We start from the raw sequence: 978 nt of genomic DNA, 5'->3' as shown, positions 1-978 counted from the left end.
GCGGGAAAAACTGATGGCCAGCTTCGAGCGGGTTCTGATGCCCGGACTTGATAAAGATCAGTACAGCATTCTGTGGGTGGAGCACGAGGACAAGGGGCGTCTGGAGCTGAACTTTCTGATCCCCAATACCGAGCTGCTGACCGGCAGGCGGCTCCAGCCGTACTACGACCGCGCCGACCGGCCGCGTATCGATGCCTGGCAGACCATCGTGAACGGCAGACTGGGGCTGCATGACCCGAACGCGCCGGAAAACCGCCGGGCGCTGGTCACGCCGGCCGGACTGCCGAAAACGAAGCAGGAAGCCGCAGAAGCCATCACCCGTGGACTGCTGAGCTTAGCCTCGTCCGGGGAGCTGAAAAGCCGTCAGGACGTCACTGAGGCTCTTGAAGGTGCAGGTTTTGAGGTGGTGCGTACAACGAAAAGCAGTATCAGCATTGCCGACCCTGACGGGGGGCGAAACATCCGACTGAAGGGAGCCATCTATGAGCAGTCTTTTAACGCTGGCGAAGGACTTAGAGCAGCAATCGAAAGCGCAGCAGAAGAGTACCGGCGAGATGCTGAAAGCCGCATTCAGCGAGCACGAGCAGTCTGTCAGAGCGGAACTGAACGCAAGCGCGAGGAGAATCAGCGACGCCATCAGCGCCCACGAGCAGAGTATGAGCGAGGCGATGGAGAAAAACCGGCGGAGCGTGTTGCTGACGGCCGGGAGGACATGGCTCACCATCCTGATGGTGTCAGCGCTGCTGATCGCCACGAGCGGGAGCATTCTGTGGTGGCAGGGACGGCAGATAACCGACAATTACACACATCTTCGTCAGCAGGAAGATACCCTGGCGAAAATGACCGCCCGGACGTGGGGAGTACGCTATCAGGAGAGCAACGACGGACGGAGGTTCCTTATCCTGCCGCCGGGGATGCAAGCCGAAGCCATCCCCTACGACGGGACGACCTGGATCCGCCTGAAACAGGAGTAGCGGA

1 protein-coding gene is annotated in these 978 nt (G+C 60.2%); it reads left to right on the top strand.

Going from position 1 to position 978, the window contains the following annotated elements; all coding sequences use genetic code 11:
* Positions 1 to 978: plasmid mobilization relaxase MbeA (gene mbeA / locus OGV85_RS24490; RefSeq protein ID WP_502873634.1), on the top strand; the 978-nt coding region annotated here is incomplete at both ends.

It is taken from the genome of Citrobacter sp. Cf132 (genome assembly GCF_030333885.1).
GTDB classification, from domain to species: Bacteria; Pseudomonadota; Gammaproteobacteria; order Enterobacterales; family Enterobacteriaceae; genus Citrobacter; species Citrobacter freundii.
Note: the sequence above shows the minus strand (reverse complement) of the source record. Positions and strands in the feature narration are given on the sequence as shown.